Annotated in this window: 14 protein-coding genes and 1 pseudogene; 12 read left to right on the forward strand and 3 right to left on the reverse strand. The window is 73.6% G+C overall.

The genetic code is table 11. The features are described 5' to 3' along the window. Nucleotides 1–2 precede the first annotated feature (2 nt). From C1I93_RS08425 to C1I93_RS08455, 7 genes are read left to right on the forward strand one after another with little or no spacing between them, the layout of a single operon-like run. The gene (locus C1I93_RS08425) at nucleotides 3–773 is read left to right on the forward strand and encodes a CIS tube protein (RefSeq protein ID WP_111242665.1); all 771 of its coding nucleotides are present in this window, start codon (nucleotides 3–5) and stop codon (nucleotides 771–773) included. Beyond that, nucleotides 757–2,505 carry a VgrG-related protein gene (locus C1I93_RS08430; RefSeq protein WP_223256739.1) on the forward strand — a complete coding sequence of 583 codons (1,749 nt, stop codon included), beginning with the start codon at nucleotides 757–759 and terminating at the stop codon, nucleotides 2,503–2,505. The genes C1I93_RS08425 and C1I93_RS08430 overlap by 17 nt, the downstream gene beginning before the upstream one ends. Before the next feature lie 47 nt (nucleotides 2,506–2,552). Next, complete coding sequence (locus C1I93_RS08435) at nucleotides 2,553–2,834, forward strand: PAAR domain-containing protein (RefSeq protein WP_111242667.1); 282 nt, start codon at nucleotides 2,553–2,555, stop codon at nucleotides 2,832–2,834. A 6-nt stretch (nucleotides 2,835–2,840) separates the two neighbouring features. Next, on the forward strand, nucleotides 2,841–3,251 hold the full coding sequence (locus C1I93_RS08440; protein ID WP_111242680.1) for a GPW/gp25 family protein: 411 nt from the start codon (nucleotides 2,841–2,843) through the stop codon (nucleotides 3,249–3,251). Next, on the forward strand, nucleotides 3,251–5,206 hold the full coding sequence (locus C1I93_RS08445; RefSeq protein WP_111242668.1) for a putative baseplate assembly protein: 1,956 nt from the start codon (nucleotides 3,251–3,253) through the stop codon (nucleotides 5,204–5,206). The genes C1I93_RS08440 and C1I93_RS08445 overlap by 1 nt, the downstream gene beginning before the upstream one ends. A gap of 31 nt (nucleotides 5,207–5,237) precedes the next feature. Further along, entirely contained in the window at nucleotides 5,238–5,762 is a 525-nt protein-coding gene (locus tag C1I93_RS08450) for a phage tail protein (RefSeq protein ID WP_223256740.1), read from the forward strand. After that, nucleotides 5,759–6,868 carry an NADase-type glycan-binding domain-containing protein gene (locus C1I93_RS08455; protein WP_111242670.1) on the forward strand — a complete coding sequence of 370 codons (1,110 nt, stop codon included), beginning with the start codon at nucleotides 5,759–5,761 and terminating at the stop codon, nucleotides 6,866–6,868. Before C1I93_RS08450 ends, C1I93_RS08455 begins: the two co-directional genes overlap by 4 nt. Here the strand turns inward: C1I93_RS08455 and C1I93_RS08460 are convergent. Then, a complete protein-coding gene (locus tag C1I93_RS08460) occupies nucleotides 6,783–9,674 on the reverse strand; it encodes an AfsR/SARP family transcriptional regulator (protein WP_146603464.1) in 2,892 nt (963 codons plus the stop codon). The two genes, C1I93_RS08455 and C1I93_RS08460, sit on opposite strands and share 86 nt — an antisense overlap. A gap of 288 nt (nucleotides 9,675–9,962) precedes the next feature. On the opposite strand from C1I93_RS08460, the gene C1I93_RS08465 reads away from it, so the two are divergent. From C1I93_RS08465 to C1I93_RS08485, 5 genes are read left to right on the forward strand one after another with little or no spacing between them, the layout of a single operon-like run. Continuing rightward, a complete protein-coding gene (locus C1I93_RS08465) occupies nucleotides 9,963–10,499 on the forward strand; it encodes an RNA polymerase sigma factor (RefSeq protein WP_111242672.1) in 537 nt (178 codons plus the stop codon). Continuing rightward, a complete protein-coding gene (locus C1I93_RS08470) occupies nucleotides 10,496–11,278 on the forward strand; it encodes a zf-HC2 domain-containing protein (protein ID WP_111242673.1) in 783 nt (260 codons plus the stop codon). The genes C1I93_RS08465 and C1I93_RS08470 overlap by 4 nt, the downstream gene beginning before the upstream one ends. Further along, nucleotides 11,275–12,030 carry an ATP-binding cassette domain-containing protein gene (locus tag C1I93_RS08475; RefSeq protein ID WP_111242674.1) on the forward strand — a complete coding sequence of 252 codons (756 nt, stop codon included), beginning with the start codon at nucleotides 11,275–11,277 and terminating at the stop codon, nucleotides 12,028–12,030. Before C1I93_RS08470 ends, C1I93_RS08475 begins: the two co-directional genes overlap by 4 nt. A gap of 32 nt (nucleotides 12,031–12,062) precedes the next feature. Beyond that, nucleotides 12,063–13,349: an ABC transporter permease gene (locus tag C1I93_RS08480; protein ID WP_111242675.1), complete on the forward strand. Its 1,287-nt coding sequence runs from the start codon at nucleotides 12,063–12,065 to the stop codon at nucleotides 13,347–13,349. Nucleotides 13,350–13,393: 44 nt separating this feature from the next. Beyond that, entirely contained in the window at nucleotides 13,394–13,966 is a 573-nt protein-coding gene (locus C1I93_RS08485) for a hypothetical protein (protein ID WP_420811800.1), read from the forward strand. Nucleotides 13,967–13,994: 28 nt separating this feature from the next. On the opposite strand, the gene C1I93_RS08490 is transcribed toward C1I93_RS08485, so the two are convergent. Next, nucleotides 13,995–14,315, reverse strand: a complete 321-nt coding sequence (locus C1I93_RS08490) for a helix-turn-helix domain-containing protein (protein WP_111242677.1) — start codon at nucleotides 14,313–14,315, stop codon at nucleotides 13,995–13,997. Then, a pseudogene (locus tag C1I93_RS32310) lies at nucleotides 14,315–14,437 on the reverse strand (type II toxin-antitoxin system RelE/ParE family toxin); the annotation flags it as partial. The pseudogene C1I93_RS32310 and the gene C1I93_RS08490, both read right to left, overlap by 1 nt. Between the last annotated feature and the right edge of the window lie 124 nt (nucleotides 14,438–14,561).

Raw genomic sequence — 14,561 nt, forward strand, 5'->3', positions numbered from 1 at the left:
CCGTGAGCGCCTCACCTGTCACGTTCACCGCCGCCGGCAGCCCTGTCGGCCGCGGTGGTGGCGCCCCGCCGCAGCTGACCCACGCCTACCTCCAGTTGCACGAGCCGCCCCGCAACGGCGGCACCGCCTCGCCGGGGCCGAAACTGAGCCAGATCCCGTTCCAGTTCAACCCCAAGGAGCTGGCGCTCACCAAGACCGCGAAGTGGAAGCGGGACGCGCAGCGCAACGCGAAGAAGAGCGGCGTGCCGGAGTTCACCGGATCGGACCCGTGCAAGTTGAGCCTGGAGATGTTCTTCGACGCCACCGACACCATGGACAGCTCGGTGGTGAAGCGGGTCGAGGAACTCTTCGCCTGCTGCGTGCCTACCGACGCGAGCCGGCAGCAGAAGAAGGGCTCGCCGCCGTGGGTGGTGTTCCACTGGGGCGGCATGGTCGGCTTCCCCTCCTTCGTGGCCAGCGTCAACGCCAAGTACACCCTGTTCACCCCGGGCGGGACGCCGGTGCGGGCGCTGTGCACGGTGACACTGGAGGAGATCTCCGGTGAGCAGCCGGGGCAGAACCCCACCTCCGGGGCGCTGGCCGCGCGTGACATCCACGTCGTCGTGGCCGGGGACACCCTGCACTCGGTGGCCTATCAGGCGTACGGGCGGGCGGGGCTGTGGCGGCAGATCGCCGAGGCCAACGACATCGACGACCCGATGCGGCTGCGCCCCGGCACCGCCCTGCTGGTGCCCGCACCGGAGGAACTGACAGGCGGTGCCCGTGGCCAATGAGCAGTTCGCCAACGCTCTCCTGGTCGAGGTGGGCGGCAGTCCGCTGCCCGCGGAGATCGCGGCGCTGCTGACGTACGCGGCGGTGGACGACAGCCGCAACCTGCCCGACCGGTTCGTGCTGCGTTACCGCGACCCGGACCGCAGCGTGCTGACCAAGGGCGGCTTCACCATCGGCGCGCCGGTGCGGTTGAGCGTGCAGACCTCCGACCCGGGTGGTCCGGTGCTGCTGCTCACCGGGGAGGTCACCGCCCTCGAGTGCGAGCTGGACGCCACCGGCACCTTCACCGAGGTACGCGGCCTGGACCTGGCCCACCGGCTGCTGCGCGGCCGTCGGGTCGCCGCGTACCCGGGGATGAGCGTGCCGGACATCGTGCGCAAGGTGGCCCAGCGGGCCGGGTTGAAGGCGGGCCGGATCGACCCGGTGGCGGGCATCGGCGGCGAGCCGGAGACACAGCTCAGCCAGGACAACGTCAGCGACTGGGCCTTCCTGCACCGGCTCGCGGAGCTGGTCGGCGCGCAGGTGATGGTGGTCGACGGCGCGTTGCACCTGCGGATGCCCGAGCCGCCGGCCGGTGCGCCGGACACCTCCGCGCGGGCCACCCAGGATCCGCTGGTGCTGGAGGTCAACCGCAACCTGATCGCGCTGCGGGCCGGCGTCACCGCCACCGCGCAGGTGCCGGAGGTGGGCGCGCGGGGCTGGGATCCGGCCACCAAGAAGGCGGTGAGCGCCACCGCCGTCCCGAAGGTGCCCGGTGCCGAGGGGATCGGGGTGGACCCGGCCCAGTTGGGCAAGAAGGTGGGCAGCCCGCCGTACCTGGTCGCCGATCCGACCCTGGGCAGCGACGCCGCGGTCCGGGCCGTCTCCGGGGCGCTCGCCGGTGACCTCGGTGGCGGTTGTGCCGAGATCGAGGGGGTGGCCAAGGGCAACGCCCGGCTGCGTGCGGGCACGGCGGTGGCGTTGGCCAACATCGGCGAGCCGTTCCAGGGCAAGTACGTGCTGACCAGCACCCGGCACCTGTTCAGCCAGGAGGCCGGCTACACCACGGCGTTCACCGTCTCCGGCCGCTCCGACCGCTCGTTCTACGGGCTGACCGCTGGCGCGACCGCGCCCGAGCGGGTCGGTCAGGGCCTGGTGCCGGCGGTGGTCAGCGACGTGAAGGACCCGAAGAAGCTCGGCCGGGTCCGGCTCACCCTGCCGTGGCTGGACGAGAAGTACACCACCGGCTGGGCCCGGGTGGTGCAGCCCGGTGCGGGTGCGGACCGGGGGGCGGTGCTGCTGCCGGAGGTCGGTGACGAGGTGCTCGTCGGGTTCACCGGCGGCAACCTGGACGCCGCGTACGTCCTCGGTGGACTGCACAACGGCAGGGACGCCCCGCCGAAGCTGGAGACCGACGTGGTGGACGGCGGCAGCGGGCGGATCGCCGCGCGGGCACTCGTCTCCCGCACCGGCCACCGGTTGGAGCTGCTGGAGGCCGGCAGTGGCCCGGACGGAATCCTGATCTCCACCGGGGACCGGAAGTTCACCGTGCGGCTGGACCGCACCGGCAAGCAGATCGAGATCGTCAGCGACGGCAAGGTCAGTGTCCAGGCTCGCAACGGGATCAGCCTGGACGCCGGCACCGGGTCGCTGGAGCTGGCCGGGCAGCGGGTCACCGTCGCGGCAAAGGGCGACCTGAGCGTCGAGGGGAAGGGCCCGGTGACCATCCGTGGCGCCGTGGTCCGGATCAACTGAACAGCCTCGGGGAGACTCCTCGCGGCGTACCGAAGGGAGAGTGTGCCGTGCCACCAGCCGCCCGCGTCGGCGATCCCACCGCCCACCCCGGGACGGTCGGCGGCCCCGGTGTGCCCACAGTGCTCATCGGCGGGCAACCCGCGGCGACCGTGGGCACCCTGCACACCTGCGCCTTCCCGGGCGTCCCACCGCATCCGCCGTCGCCGCTCGTGCCGCCCGGCTGCCCCACGGTGCTCATCGGCGGGCGACCCGCCGCCCGCCTCGGTGACCTGGCCGGCTGCGGGGCCCCGATCATCGCCGGTTGCCCGACCGTGCTGATCGGCGGGTGAATGGCGATGGCCACCGATTTCGTCGGCGCCGGTTGGGCCTTTCCGCTGCGTACCGACCCGACCGGCCGGATCGCGCTGGTCCGGGGCGACCGTGAGGTGGTGGAGAGCATCCGGCTGATCCTCGGCACCGCCCCCGGTGAGCGGCCCGGCCGGCCCGAGTTCGGCTGCGCCATCCACGAGTTGGTGTTCGCCCCCGCCGACCCGTCCACCGCCGGCCAGGTCGCCTACCAGGTGCGGCTGGCGTTGGAGCGGTGGGAGCCCCGGATCGAGCTGGACGACGTGCTCGTCGACTTCGCCGACGCCGCCCGCGGCACCCTGCACATCGACATCCGCTACCGGCTGCGGCAGGACAACGACCCGCGCAACCTGGTCTTCCCGTTCTATGTGATCCCCGCGCACGACCCGGGAGCCGAGTGATGGCCCTGCCCGCACCGAACCTTGACGACCGCCGCTTCCAGGATCTGGTGGACGACGCCAAACGCCTGGTGCAGCGGCGCTGCCCGGAATGGACCGACCACAACGTCTCCGATCCGGGGGTGACCCTGATCGAGACGTTCGCGTACCTGGTCGACCAGCTGCTCTACCGGCTCAACCGGGTGCCGGACCGGCACTACGTGAAGTTCCTCGACCTGCTCGGCATCACCCCCTTCCCGCCGGCGGTGGCCTCGACCGACGTCACGTTCTGGCTCTCCGCGCCGCGTGACGCGCCGGTCGTGGTGCCCGCCGGCACGCACGTGGCCACCGTCCGGGCCGAGAACGTCGAACCGGTGACCTTCGAGACGTTGCACGAGCTGAGCGTGCCGCCGTGCCGACTGCGCAAGGTGCTGACCGTGCCGGCCGGGGGTCAGCCCAGCGACCGCACCGGCGACCTGGGCGGCGCGAGCCGGGTGCCGGCGTTCGCCGACCCGCCGGCGGCCGACGACGCGGTGCTGTTCGGGCTCGACGAGCCGGTGCCCGGCTGCGCGGTGCTGCTCACCATGGACTGGTCGGTTTCCGGGCGTGGGGTGGACCCGACGAACCCGCCGCTGGTGTGGGAGGCGCTGACCGACGACGGCTGGGTGGAGTGTCCGGTGGAACGGGACACCACTGGCGCGCTCAACCGGGCCGGCGAGGTGGTGTTGCACGTACCGGCCGGGCACAGCGCCACGGTGGTCGCGCGGCACCGGGGCGGCTGGTTGCGGTGCCGGCTGCGCCAGCCCACCGCCGGGCAGCCGTTCTTCAACGCCCCGCCGCTGCTGGGCCGGGCCGAGGCGGCCACCATCGGCGGCACCGTGGCGGCCTGCCACGCGGAGCTGATCGACGGGGAGACACTGGGTGCCGCCGAGGGGGTGCCCGGGCAGGTGTTCACGGTGCAACGGGCGCCGATCGTGGCCGCGGACGGGGCGATCGAGATCGAGGTGAGCACCGTCGAGGGCTGGCAGACCTGGCGGGAGGTGCCGAGTTTCGCCGACTCAGGGCCCGAGGACCGGCATGTCTGCGTGGACCGGACCAGCGGCGAGGTCCGGTTCGGACCGGCGGTCCGGCAGCCTGACGGCACGATCAGCCAGCACGGGGCGGTGCCGCCGAAGGGTGCGGTGGTGCGGGTTCCGGCGTACCGGACCGGTGGTGGCCGGCAGGGCAACGTGGCCGCACGGACGCTCAGCGTGCTGCGTGACCCGGTGCCGTTCGTGTCGACGGTGACCAACCGGGCCGCGGCCACCGGCGGGGTGGACGGCGAGTCGCTGGCCGAGACGTCGGTACGAGGGCCGCTGACCCTGCGGACCCGGGAACGGGCGGTCACCGCCGAGGACTACGAGCAGTTGGCCCGGCAGGCCGCGCCGGAGGTGCAGCGGGTGCGCTGCGTACCGGCGGCGGGTGACTCGCACGCGGTGCGGGTGCTTGTCGTACCGGCGCTCGGTGAGCACCGCGACGCCGACGACGACGCGGCCCGGTTCGCCGCGCTGCGGCCCCGCGACGAGATCCTGGAACGGATCGGCACCTTCCTCGACTCCCGCCGCTGTGTCGGTGCCCGGCTGCTCGTGGAACCGCCGTTCTACCAGGGGGTCACGGTGGTTGCCCAGGTCCGCGCCCGGCCCCGGGCCGGCGGTTCCGGCGCCGAGCTGCGCCGCCGGGCGGTGCGGGCCCTCTACGACTACCTGGACCCGGTGCGGGGTGGGCCCGACGGCACCGGCTGGCCGTTCGGGCGGCCGGTGCAGTCCGGCGAGCTGCACGCGGTGCTGCAACGCGTCGCCGGGGTCGATCTGGTGGAGGAGGTACGGCTCTTCGGTGCCGACCCGACCAGCGGCGAACGCGGTGAGGCGGTGCAGCGCCTCGAACTCGACGTCAACGCCCTCGCCTTCTCCTACGGCCACCAGGTGCGGGTCACCGGGTGAGCGGCCGGATCATCGAGGTGAGGAGGGGTTGATGCGGGGTTCGGTACCGGGGCTGGTCAGCCCGCATCCGATCGGGGAGCAGTTGCCCGCGGTCTATCTGGAGGACGACTTCGCGCAGCGGTTCACCGCCGGTCTCGACGAGGTGCTGGCGCCGATCCTGCTGACCCTGGACTGCCTGGACGCCTACTTCGACCTGGAGTTGGCGCCGGCGGACTTCCTGGACTGGCTGGCCGGTTGGGTGGCCGCGCCGGTGGACGCCGACCGACCGCCGCAGGCCCGCCGTGACCTGGTCCGGCACGCGGTGCAGCTGCACCGTTGGCGGGGCACGGCCCGCGGGGTCGAGTTGGCGCTGCGGGTGGCCACCGGGGCCCGGGTCGAGGTCACCGACAACGGCGGCGTGAGCTGGTCGGCGACGCCTACCGACGCGCCGGGCGCCGACGAGACGCCGCAGCTGCGGATCCGGGTGCACGGCGAGGTCGACGAGGCGTTGGTACGCCAGGTGCTGGCTGCCGCCGTGCCGGCGCATGTCCGCACGACAGTGGAGATCCGGAAATGATCACATGCGACGCGTGCGGCGCGTCCAACGAGGCCGGCGCGCAGTTCTGCGGCTCCTGCGGCGAGTTCCTGTGGGACCGGTCGGCACGCGGGGAGCAGGCGGCCGATTCGACGCGGTCGACCACACCCAGCAACTCGACCACACCCAGCAACTCGGCCACGCCCAGCACGGCGACCACAGCCAGCACGGCGACCACGCAGGGCACGGCGACCACGCCGACCAAGGTGCCGGCCACCGAGCGGGAGCAGGGCGGCGAGGAACGGCACATCGAGGCGGTGCAGCCAGGCAAGTCGAAACCCCTGCCGGCCGTGCCACAGCCCGACCCGGTGCCGGACGGGGACGCGCCAGCACCGGCGAACACCCGGGTGGTCTGCCCGAATCCGGCCTGCGGCGTGGACAACGACCGGGCCCGGCGGTTCTGCCGGCGCTGTGGCAGTTCGCTTGTCGCCGCGGTGGTGGTCGCCGCACCGAGACGCCGGTGGTGGCAGCGCCTGTGGGACCGGCTGCGTGCCCCCCGCCGGCGGCGCAGCCTCCGTGAGGAGGAGCGCCGGGTCGGCGGCGCGGCCCGCCGGGTCGTGCTGCTCGTGCTGGCGATCTGCCTCCTGGCGGTGCTGGCCGTGGCCGGGCCGCCGCTGGCCCGGCGGGGGCTGGAGGCGGTACGCGACCGCACCCAGGACCCGACGCCGCTGGTGCCCACCTCGGTGGCGGCCTCGTCGGAGACGCTCGGCGCGGGTGCCGGCCGGCTCATCGACGGGGCCAGCAACAAGTACTGGGCGCCGGCCGGCAGGGCCACCGACTCGTGGGTGGAGGGTCGGTTCACCGAGCCGGTGCGGCTGCTCACCGTGGTGATCACCCCGGGTGTCAGCCCGCGTCGGCAGGCGTACCTGGCCGCCGGGCGGCCTCGCGAGCTGACCGTGGTCACCGTCAACGCCGAGGGCGAGGAGCAGAGCACCGACATCGAACTCGTCGACGAGCCCGGTCCGCAGCACTTCGACGTGCCCACGCCGAACCTGGTGCGGATCAGGCTGGTTGTCCGCTCGACGTATGGTCCTGGACTGATCCCGACCGTGGCGATCGGGGAGGCGGAATTCTTCGGTCGGCGGTGACCGGCGCCGGGACGCCTCCGGCCACGGACGGGTCCAGGCCGAGGGAGATGAGCACGTCGGCGTACCGGCGGCGGGCGTGTGCGGCCGCGGCGGCGTTACCGGCCAGGTCGTGCGCGGCGATGAGCGTCCGCCAGCCGGCGTCGTGGCACGGGTCGATCTCGACGCAGCGGGCCGCCATCGCCGCCGCCGGTTCCACCCCGTCGGCGCCGCGCAGGGCGGCCTCGGCGAGCCGGGCCGCCGCGTCGGCCGCCTGCCGGCGCAGGGTTTCCCGCTCGGCCACCACCCACTCCGCCGGGCCGTCCTCCGGCAGCAGCTCACCGGTGTACGCAGCCACGGCAGCCCGCAGGTCGTCAAGGGTGTGCGGGTCGGTGGCGGCGCGCCGGGCGGCCCGGCCCAGCGCCCGGCGGAACTCGTCGACGTCACACCAGGTGTCCGGGGGCAACGCCAACAGGTAGGCGTCGCCGTCGCGGTGCAGCAGCGTCTCCCGGTCGCCGAGCGGCAGGTGGGTGTCGAGGAAGCGGCGCAGGCTGGACAGGGCGACGTGCAGGGTCCGGGTGGCCGTCACCGGATCGGTGTCCGGCCAGAGCGCGTCGAGCAGCCGGTCGCGGTGCACCGGTGCGGCCCGCATGGCGAGCATCCGGGCCAGCGCCCGGGCCCGTGGGCGCAGCGGGGTCCAGTTCAGCGGCTCGCCGTGCAGGCAGATCTGGAAGCCGCCGAAGCAGCGTACGGTAAGCGGAGCCGGACGGGACGCGACCGCCGGCGGCCGGGCTTCGGGGGTGAGCCACGCGGCCACCACCGCCCGGGGCATTCCGGCATGCTCGGCGGCGGCGTGCACGGCTGCCAGCGCGTTGCTGCGGCCGGGGCCGGCGGGTGCCGCGGCGGCGAGGGCGAGCACTCGTGCGCCCGGCACCCCGGCGGCTCGGGCGGTGCTCTCCGCCCGCCGGACCTCGACCTCGGCGTCGGGCACCCGGGCCCGCACGGCGGCCAGCGCGAGCAGGGACTGCGCCCAGGCGGCGAGCACCCCGCCGTCCACCGCGCGGGCCCGGTCGCACAACCGCGCCGCCTCCTCCGGTTCGGGGCCACCCTGCCACGAGCGGGCCAGCGCCGCGCACCCCGCCGCGAGCAGCGCACCCCACTGGTCACCCAGCCGGTCGCATTCCTCCGCCACCGCGGCGGCTTCCTTCAGGTCGACCTCGGTGCCGCTGAGCGCCGGCACGGCCCGCGCCAGCCGGACCAGCCAGGGCAACCCGGCGCGGTCGGCGGCCAGGCCGACGGCGGTCACCGCGGCGGTCGCCTGCGGTTCGGCCCGGGCCACCGCGACGGCGGCCCGCAGCAGCCGGCCGGCCAGCCCAACCAGGTCGGTGTCGGCGAAGGTGTCCGGCTCCAGCATGCGCAGCGCCTCGGCGACGTGCCCGGCCAGCAGCGACACGGTCGCCCGGACCAGCACGTCCTCGGCTCCGGCCAACCGCTCCGCTTCCCCGAGCACCAGCGCCGGGTGCCGGCGGGTGGCGCTGCGCAGCCAGCCCGACCAGTGTCCGCGCCAGTGTGGGGCGTCCGGCAGCCAGGCCGTCACGTCCGCCCGCAGCGACCGGCAGCGGGCCGCACCCCGGCCGGTACCGAACATCGCCTCGGCCCGGCGCAGCAGCGGCGCCGCCGCCGCGAACTGTCCCTCGTTGATCCGATGCTGGGCGTCGGCCAGCACCAGCCACGGGTCCTCGGCGATGAACCAGGCCGGCAGCAGGTCGGACCAGGGGTCGAGACCGCGTACGGCGACTGCGCTGCCGGCGGCGTCGAGCAACCGGTGCACCTCGGGCCACTGCTGGGCGCGGGCGAAGCAGCGGGCCGCCTCCAGCGCCGCACCCTCCTCGGCGAGCAGCCGCCCGGCGCGGGCGTGCCAGGCGCGCGCACCGGCCTCCCCCAGTTCCTCGGTGAGCACGGCGGTGAGGTGGCCCCGGAGCACTTCGTGGTAGGTGAAGGACCGGCCGCCGTCGTGGGACACCGTGAACGCCTGCCGCCGCTCCAGCTCCTCCAGCGCGGCCTGCCCGTCGCTGCCGCCCAGCAGCCGATCGCACCGTTCGGCGGTCACGATCTCGAAGACGGAGGTACGGACGAGGAACCGGTGCAGGTCCGGGGCCAGCTCTGCCAGCACCGTACGGGTCAGGTAGTCCCGGGAGAGCGCCGAGCGGACCGCCAGCGTGGCCACGGCCCGACGCCGGTCGGGCAACGGTTGGCCCTGGGTGGAGAGGTGGTAGAGCTTCAGCCCGGCCGCCCAGCCACCGAGCCGCCGGGCCAGCGCCGCCACGTCGTCGGCGGGCAGCGGTTCCCGGTAGACGTCGCGCAGCAGCCGCTCCACCTCCCAGGTGCGGAAGCGCAACTGCTCGGCGTCGACGACCAGGCTGTCGGAGAACTCGTGCCGGGTCAGGATCAGCGGTGACACCCGACGCGTGCCGATCAGCACGCCCAGGCCCTCCCCGGTCAGCGCGAGTGCCCGTTCCAGCAGCACCGACTCCCCCGGCGAACCCTCGACCAGGTGCAGATCGTCGACGATCAACAACCCACCGTGGCCCTCGGGCCGGGCCGCGTCCACCCGGGCCAGCACCCGGGCCGGATCCGCGTCGGCCGGCTCGATCCGTAACCAGCTCACCGGCCCGTCGACCCGGTCGGCGTACTGGGTGAGCAGGGTGGTCTTGCCGCAGCCACCCGGCGCGACGACCAGACCGAGCGACCGGGGTCGTACGCTCAGCGAGGTGATCAGCCTCGCTCGTACGAGGCCCCGCGACGGACTGCGGGCAGACTCCGTCGACATCACGTACACCTCCCCCGAGGCAGCCACGAGGGCACGTCGCCGTGACCGCACCACCGCTCATGGTAATCAGCGAAGCCGCTTCGTCGCGTTCGGCAATCCGACCCGCACGACCAGATTTAAGTCGATTGACATCAATCCCCCCAACCGCCCACTTCCCGCCGATCATGGAGTAGTGGTGCCGACTATGTCGCTAACATCCCCATTCAGGGGGCACCACAACTGCATGATCGACAGGGGGGCTGGGGTGGTGGGAGAACCATTGGGAGGTCGGGTGCGTCCTAACTTCGCGTGAGGGATGAGGACGACGGGGCGTTGCTGCGCCTCGTCGGTGCGGGAGACCGGCGGGCGTTCGACGTGCTGTACGCACGGCACGCACCCTGGCTGATGCTGCGCCTGCGTCGCCGCTGCCGCGACCCGGAGTTGGCCCGGGAACTGCTCCAGGAGACGTTCCTGACGGTCTGGCGGGCAGCGGCCGGCTACCGCGGTGACGGCGCGGCGGTGCACTGGCTGTGGGCGGTCGCGCTGCGCCGGCTCATCGACACCCGGCGGCGCGCCCTGGCCCGCCCGCAGAGCGCCGGCCCGGTGCCGGAACCGCTGCTGGCCTGGTCACCGTCGGCCGAGGACGAGGCGCTGGCGGGGACCTACGACGCGGATCTGGAACGGGCCCTGCACCGGTTGTCGCCCGAGTTGCGGGCGGTGTTGCAGGCCACGGTGCTGGACGGGTTGACCGTACGGGAGGCGGCGGTGGTGCTGGGCGTACCGGAGGGCACGGTGAAGACCCGGGCGATGCGGGCCCGCCGCGAGCTGCGGGAGGCGTTGTCGTGACGGAGTTTCACCTGGACGCGCGGGTGCTCGCGGCGTACGCCGACGGTGGCCTGCACGACGCGGACGCCTGGTCGGTGGAGGCGCATCTCGACAGCTGCGCCAGCTGCCGGGCCGGCATCGTCCTCGACGAGCCGACCGCGCGGCTCGTCGAGGCGGCGGCGGTGGCGCTGGGCCGACGCCTGCCGCCGCCGGGACGGGCGCGGCCGGCTTCCGCGTGGCGACGCGTCCGGGTGCTGCTGACCGCCGCGCCGGCAGCCCGGGGCGCCTGGTTGATGGCGGTGGTGGTGGCCGGGCTGACCGCTCTGGGCGGGTCGGTCGGCCAGGCGACGCTGCCGCCGTGGCTGCTGCTGCTCGTCGCGCCGACACTGCCGGTGGTCGGCACCGCCCTGTCGTACGGGCCGCGTACCGATCCGCTGCACGAGCTGGTGGCGGGTACGCCGCACGGCGGGCTGCGGCTCGTACTGTGGCGCACGCTCGCGGTGCTCACCGCCACCGCGCCGGTCGCGGTCCTCGCCGGTGCGGCGGCGGGCCTCGGTACGCCTGCGGTGTGGCCGCTGATCTGTCTCGCGCTGACCGCGCTGACGCTGGCACTCGGCTCGATGATCGAGCCCGCCACCGCGGCGGGTGTGGTGCTGGGGGTGTGGGCGCTCGTCGTGGTGGCGCCCTTCGGCGCCTGGACGCTGGTGCTGGGCAGCGGGCCGATGTGGTGGGGGGTGACCGCGGCGGCGGTCGCGGTGTTGTACGTACGTCGGGAACAGGTGGGGAGACGAGCGGCGTGACGACGGTGAGCATCCACGGGTTACGGGTCAGCTACGGCAGCCGACCGGTGCTCGAAGAGCTGGAACTTGAGCTGGGTGTGGGGGTGCACGGGCTGCTCGGTCCGAACGGGGCCGGCAAGACGACGCTGATGCGGGTGCTGGCCACGGTGCTGCGACCCGACCGCGGCGAGGTACGACTGCTCGGGCGACAGTTGTCGGACCCAGCCGGGCTCCGGCTGGCCCGCCGCCAATTGGGCTACCTGCCGCAGTCCTTCGGGTTCTACCCGCGCTTCACCGTGCGGGAGTTCGTCGAGTATTTCGCCTGGCTGAAGGAGATGCCGCCGGAGGCGATTCCGCTGGCGGTGGACCGCGCGATCGAACGGGTCGGGCTGCTCGACCGCGCCGACGACCGGATGAAACACCTGTCCGGCGGGATGCTGCGACGGGCCGGCATCGCCCAGGCCATCGTGAACGACCCGAAGCTGCTGCTGTTGGACGAGCCGACCGCCGGTCTCGACCCGGAACAGCGGGTGGAGTTCCGGGCTCTGCTGCGCCAGTTGGGGCTGGACGCCGTCGTGCTGGTCAGCACCCACCTGGTCGAGGACGTGGTGGCCGCCTGCGCCCGGGTCAGCCTGGTCGACAAGGGACGGCTGGTCTTCACCGGCCGGCCCGACGAGCTCATCGCCGCCGGTGCTGCCGGCGACAGCGGCGACTCCCCGATCGAACGCGGCTACGCCGCCGTGCTGCGCGGCGCCCGGGAGGCAGCGCGGTGACGCCGGTGCCTTTCGTACGGCGGACGGCACAGGTGCGCCGGATGCTGCGGGTGGAGTTGCGGCGGGGCACCGCACCCGTGGCGGCGTTGGCGATGTTCGGTGCCGGGGTGTGGATGCTGGCCGTGCACCCCGACCACTGGGCGGGCCGGTGGGCCGGGCTCGCCGACTACTTCCGGGTGTCGATGCTGATCCTGTGTGCGCTCATGGTCGCGGCCGGGGCGTGGCAGGCCGGTCGGGAGCGGCGGCGCGACCTGGGCGAGCTGATCACCTCCACCCCCCGCCCCGGCTGGCACCCAGTGGTGCTGGCGTGGCTGGCCGTGGCGCTGGCCGGCACCACAGGTGTGCTGCTCGCCTTCAGCGGCGCGGCGGCGTTTGTCGCCCCGGTGGCGACGTACGCCGGTGGCGGCTGGTGGTGGATGCTGGCTGTCGGCGTCGTCGCGCTGGGCACGGCGACCGCGATCGGCACGCTGGTCGGCCGGCTGTCGGCGCTGCGGGTCGCCGCGCCGATCGCCGGGCTCGCCACCTATCTGGGGCTGGGGATCCTGCTGTACGGGGACACCAGGGCCGCCGCCTGGCTCTCCCCCGTCTCACCGGGCTGGAGGATGCACCAGTCCATCCCCGACTGGGTCACCGCAGGGCAGGCCGGGTGGCTGCTGGCACTCACCGTACTGTCGCTCGCGGTCGCGGCCCGGCGGTGGTGGATGGCCGCGCTGGCCGGCGGGGTCGCGATCGCCGTCGCGGTGCCTGTGGCCACCGGACCTGGCCCGTACCGGCTGCCGGCCGATCCTGGCGCGGTCCAGTTGGTCTGCACGGACACCGGCCCGCCGGTCTGCCTGTCCAGGATCAACGCCTTCCTGCTCGACGACGTCACGCCGGTCGTCCGACCGGTCCTGATCCGCCTGACCGAGGCCACCGGCCGGCCCTGGCGGGCGGTGGATCACGCCACCGCGCCTGCCGGGACACCGGACTCGACCGACGGCGACACGGTCTGGCTCTATCTGGACAGCCAGTCCACTGTCCGGGGCGGCCTGGCCCGCCCAGACTGGTTGCGCGCGGACTTCCACACGGTGACCCGGCCACGCTGCCCCGTCGAGCAGAGGCGCGAGCCGGACCATCGGGTGTACCAGCTCAGCAGCGTCGCGGCGGCCTGGTTGCTCGACGCGTCGCACTCCACCGATCCACCGGCACCGGTCGACCCGGCGCTCGAACGGCTGCGCGCGTTGCCACTCGCGGCACAGCACGCCTGGTTCAGCGCGTACCTCGACGCCGCGGCCCGTTGCGACGTGCCGGCGCTGATCCGTCTCGGACAGCCGCAGTGAACCGTCGTCTCCTCGCGTTGCACCTGACCGCCCGAAGCGTGCCGATGTTCGCGGTCGGGCTGGCTGCCGTCACGGTGCTGGCCTGGTTGGCGGGAAACTGGCTGGCCAGCCGCTCCTACTTCGACGGACCGCTGGCCCGGGTGCCGGTCGTCGCCCTCGCACCACTGCTGGCGGCTATCCTCGTCGGGCCGACCCTCGGCGGTGCCGACGACGAGCTGGAGCGCAGCACCGCGCTGCGCTGGCGGGTCTGGCGGGTCGGGCACCTCCTGCTGGCCACACTCACCGTCGCCGCCGCGCTCACCCTGGCCGGGCTGCGGGAACCGGACGCCTTCGGCGCGTACGCGTTGGTCCGCAACACCCTCGGCTGCACCGGCCTGGTCGCCGGTGCGGCGGCACTGCTCGGCGTACGCCTGGCGTGGCTGCCGGCGTTCGGCTACGTGTGCGCCGTCTACGCCGCCGCGCCCCGCCAGACAGACCCGGTCACCGCCCTCTGGGCCTGGCCGGTCCAGCCCTCCACCTCCGCCACGTCGTGGCTGCCCGTGGTCGTGCTGTTCGCCCTCGGCACCGCCGCCTACCCGCTCTTCGGTCCCGGCCCGGCGACCCGCCCACCAGCTTGATCGACCACGGGGCCGCAATGTTCGGGCGTCAAGCGACCTTGAGTTGCTCGTCGCCGAAGTCAGCAATAAGTTTGAGCGTGCCCCCGAGCGCAGAGATGTACCGGTTCAGCACCTCCTGGGTGGAGACATCGCCGCCTTCGATCTGGGAGACGCGTGAAACTGAGACACCCATCCGGGCAGCTACCTGTTCCTGGGTCAGCCCTCGCCGCTTTCGCATCTCAGCGAGCCGCCAGCCTCGAGCTTCATCGAGCATCTGTCCGACGGCTACGTCGAAAGCCTCGCGTCCCCCTGCGGTCTCCATCGCACGCTCCAGATGGCTGGATTCCCGCCAGCGCCGAACCTCGCTCATTACCCTTCCTCTCTCTCGCGTTCCTTGAGATAGGTCGCGTACAGCTGCTCCGCCTCGGGGATCGCCTCTCGATACCACCGCTTCCACTGGCCCGACTTGTCACCAGCGATCAGGAGGACTGAGCCACCCCCGCTTTCATGGAGCTTCTTGACCATGGTCTGATGGCCGTGGGGGAGGAAGTTGTCCGTGGCAGCACCGAAGAAGTACCCCGACGAACTGCGTCAGCGCGCTGTGCGCTTGTACCGC

The sequence above is a fragment of the Micromonospora endophytica genome, from assembly GCF_003236305.1.
GTDB classification, from domain to species: Bacteria; Actinomycetota; Actinomycetes; order Mycobacteriales; family Micromonosporaceae; genus Micromonospora; species Micromonospora endophytica.

Bases quoted from the DNA above. Each gene is read 5' to 3' on its own strand.
- C1I93_RS08440 (WP_111242680.1), top strand. From the start codon at position 2,841: ATGGCCACCGATTTCGTCGGCGCCGGTTGGGCCTTTCCGCTGCGTACC.
- C1I93_RS08445 (WP_111242668.1), top strand. From the start codon at position 3,251: ATGGCCCTGCCCGCACCGAACCTTGACGACCGCCGCTTCCAGGATCTG.
- C1I93_RS08450 (WP_223256740.1), top strand. From the start codon at position 5,238: ATGCGGGGTTCGGTACCGGGGCTGGTCAGCCCGCATCCGATCGGGGAG.
- C1I93_RS08455 (WP_111242670.1), top strand. From the start codon at position 5,759: ATGATCACATGCGACGCGTGCGGCGCGTCCAACGAGGCCGGCGCGCAG.
- C1I93_RS08460 (WP_146603464.1), bottom strand. From the start codon at position 9,674: ATGTCGACGGAGTCTGCCCGCAGTCCGTCGCGGGGCCTCGTACGAGCG.
- C1I93_RS08485 (WP_420811800.1), top strand. From the start codon at position 13,394: ATGTTCGCGGTCGGGCTGGCTGCCGTCACGGTGCTGGCCTGGTTGGCG.
- C1I93_RS08490 (WP_111242677.1), bottom strand. From the start codon at position 14,315: ATGAGCGAGGTTCGGCGCTGGCGGGAATCCAGCCATCTGGAGCGTGCG.